At 67.8% G+C, this 2,986-nt stretch carries 3 protein-coding genes; 2 read left to right on the top strand and 1 reads right to left on the bottom strand.

The window, feature by feature from the left end:
* Positions 1–86: 86 nt before the first annotated feature.
* Positions 87–254: a hypothetical protein gene (locus VW23_RS28810; protein WP_176730306.1), complete on the top strand. Its 168-nt coding sequence runs from the start codon at positions 87–89 to the stop codon at positions 252–254.
* Here the strand turns inward: VW23_RS28810 and VW23_RS02380 are convergent.
* Positions 251–1,963 carry an AfsR/SARP family transcriptional regulator gene (locus tag VW23_RS02380; RefSeq protein WP_069907993.1) on the bottom strand — a complete coding sequence of 571 codons (1,713 nt, stop codon included), beginning with the start codon at positions 1,961–1,963 and terminating at the stop codon, positions 251–253. The two genes, VW23_RS28810 and VW23_RS02380, sit on opposite strands and share 4 nt — an antisense overlap.
* A gap of 136 nt (positions 1,964–2,099) precedes the next feature.
* Here VW23_RS02380 and VW23_RS02375 point away from each other — a divergent pair, with 136 nt between their 5' ends.
* Positions 2,100–2,765, top strand: coding sequence for a peroxiredoxin (locus tag VW23_RS02375; protein WP_069907992.1), 666 nt, complete (start codon positions 2,100–2,102; stop codon positions 2,763–2,765).
* Positions 2,766–2,986: the final 221 nt, after the last annotated feature.

Genomic DNA, 2,986 nt, shown 5'->3' with positions numbered 1-2,986 from the left:
CCCCAGCCCCTCCCCTCAAGGGGGAGGGGAGCAGAGGGCACCAAAGCTCGGCTCACGCGTTTTCCTCTCAGCGACAGGAGGACTCCATGAGCGACAAGCACAAGGCTCACAAGAAGGACGCCGCCGGGCACGGCAAACCCGAGGACGCGCAGAAAGCCAAGGACAAGCCGACCAAAACGGTGGGCAAGGATGAGGACATGCCGGGCGCCGCGGGATTCATCAGCGCCAGGGCGGACGAAGATACCTACGACTAGGCAGCGTTAGCGCCCGTACCCATGCGGGCGAGGCAGCGGGCCGCGTCGCGCGGGCGACCGAGTTCGGCGTAACGCGAGGCGGCTTCGTCGAAGGCAGCGAGGGCCCGGACCTCGTGCCCCTGGGCGCGGCGCTGCACGCCGCGGGCTTCCCATAACGCCGCGGCCCATGGGCCGCCATGCCACATGCCGGCGATGCGTTCGGCATCGGCGAGGCGGCGGTCGACTTCCTGCAACTGCCCGGCCTCGACCAGCGCGATGACCGAGGCGGTGCGGAGCGCCATCGAGCAGGGCTGGCAGGCGCCGGTGGTCAGCAGCCGATCGCCGGCCAGGATAGCTTCCGCCGCCTTCTCGCGGCTCGGGGCGGCGCGAACCGCCAGCGCCTGCATCCGCATATTGAGGTGCGGCGACAGCCAGGTGGCTTCGGCCTCGCCGAGCCCGCGCAGGATCAGTCGATTGGCCCGCCATTTCTGGCCGCGCTCGAGGGCGATCTCGGCCAGCCGTTCCAGCGCCAGCACGCGGCCGGCAACGGCGCCGGCTTCCAGCAACTGATCTTCGGCATCTTCGAGCAGCGCTTCGGCGGCATCGAGCTCACCCGAGAACAGCGCCACTTCGCCTAGCAGCAGGTTGGCGAGGCCGCGCCCGGCGACGGAATCGGCTTCGGTGGCGACGGCCAGCAGCTCGCGCGACTGCGCGGCGATCCCGGCATGACCATGCGCGCTGCAGAGGCAGAACTCTGACAGGCAGAGGTGGCCGTCGAAGACGTGGCGGACGAAGGTGGGGCGGGCGCGGACCCACTCGATGAACTCGGAGCGGAACAGTTCGGGCCAGCGCTGCTGCATGTTGGCCGAGAGGCCGAGCAAGGCACTGGCCTGGCCGACTTCGCGGGCGAGGTTGGCAGCGAGCGCCTGGTTGCGGGTGTCGCGGGCGATCTCGCTGGCCCGGTCAAATTCGCCGCTCTGCAGGTGTACCAGACCCCAGGCGAGCGAGGCGCGGATGCGGTCGGACGGGTCAGGCTGCTCGGCGCTGGAGAGTGCCAGGGCCTGTTCGTAAAGCGCGATTGCCGCCGCGCTGGGGCCGACGCCAAGCTCGGCGTGGAGGTTGTCGCGCAGTTGGTTGAACTGGCGGATCGCCTCCACCCGGTTGCCGGCATCGAGGGCCCGCTGCATCAGGGCGCATTGCGCCTGCTCGTCGGTCGGGTCGTGGGCGATCAGCCGCTGCCACAGGCCACCGGCTCGCAGCAGCTCGGTGTTGCGCTGCTGCAGCAGGGTGCGCGGCGTGTCGAGCCAATCGACATAGATATCGTCGGGCAGCAACTGGCCAGGGTAGAGGTCGGCGGCCCGCTCGAACGCGGCGGCGTCGCGGGATTTCAGCGCCGCCCTGGTCGCCGCCTCGAACTGTTCGATGTCGAGGCTGAGCTCGGCTTCCGGCGCCAGCGCGACGACGTCGTTGCCAAGGGTGATGAGTTCGTGCGCGCCAAGGGTGCGGCGAGCGAAGTGGACGGCCTTGCGGAGGTTGGCGCCGGCGGCCTCAGCGTCGAGCTCGGGCCAGAATGCCTCCATCAGCTGTTCGCGATGCAGGCGATGCGCCGGGGTGATGGCGAGGAGCTTTACCAGCGCGGCGGCACGGTCGCGCCGCCAGTCAGCGGCCGGAACGGGACGGCCATCGACGCTGACGCCGAAGCGGCCGAGCAAAGTGATCGAAACACGCAAAGACAGCACCGCCCAGAGCTGTTGCCGCGCCTCATGGACGGGCCGTCACCGAGCGTTCCCTGACGGGGAACGCTGGCGGAACATAGATTTCCTAAGGTGTCCCCGCAATCGAATTAAAGAGGCAAAGGACACCGAAATGACTCTCAATATCAATGTGATGGCTCCCGACTTCAGCGCCGATACGACGATGGGGCCGATCTCGTTCCACCAGTGGCTGGGTAGTGACTGGGGGATCATGTTCTCCCACCCCAAGGATTTCACGCCGGTCTGCACCACCGAGCTCGGCTACATGGCGCGGCTGAAGCCGGAGTTCGACAAGCGCGGCGTCAAGGTGATCGGGCTGTCGGTCGATCCGGTCGAAAAGCACGCCGGCTGGGCCATGGATATCGAGGAGACACAGGGCACGGCGCCGAATTTCCCGATGATCGGCGACCCGACGCTGGCGATCAGCCAGCTCTACGACATGCTGCCGGCTTCGGCGGGTTCGAGCTCGGATGGTCGCACCGCGGCCGACAACCAGACGGTGCGCAACGTCTACATCATCGGACCGGACAAGAAGATCAAACTGGTGATCTCCTACCCGATGACCACCGGCCGGAATTTCGACGAGGTGCTGCGGGTGATCGACTCGCTGCAGCTCACCGCCAAGCATCGCCTCGCCACACCGGTGAACTGGAAGCCGGGCGACGACGTGATCATCGCCGGCTCGGTGTCGAACGACGAGGCCAAGACGCTCTACCCGCAGGGGTGGAAGGAGCCCAAGCCCTATATCCGCATCGTGCCGCAGCCGGTGCTCACCTGAGCTGACAATGCGGAGGCGCTCGAGGCGCCTCCGCACACCCAGGGCTATCGCGCATGAGATACACCGGCCTCTCCGTGGTCCTCCACCGCGTAGCGGGGGAGGGGGACCAGCGAAGCTGGTGGAGGGGGCGACCCCAAACACCGGCGCATCCTGCCGCCCCCTCCACCGCCTGTCCCTTATACACATCCCCGAGCCCCCGCGCCAGGCAGAAAACTCGTTTG

The organism is Devosia insulae DS-56 (assembly GCF_000970465.2).
Lineage (GTDB): Bacteria > Pseudomonadota > Alphaproteobacteria > Rhizobiales > Devosiaceae > Devosia_A > Devosia_A insulae.
Note: the sequence above shows the minus strand (reverse complement) of the source record. Positions and strands in the feature narration are given on the sequence as shown.

Excerpts from the sequence above, each read along its gene's own strand:
- VW23_RS28810 (WP_176730306.1), top strand. The coding sequence starts at position 87 with ATGAGCGACAAGCACAAGGCTCACAAGAAGGACGCCGCCGGGCACGGC.
- VW23_RS02375 (WP_069907992.1), top strand. The coding sequence starts at position 2,100 with ATGACTCTCAATATCAATGTGATGGCTCCCGACTTCAGCGCCGATACG.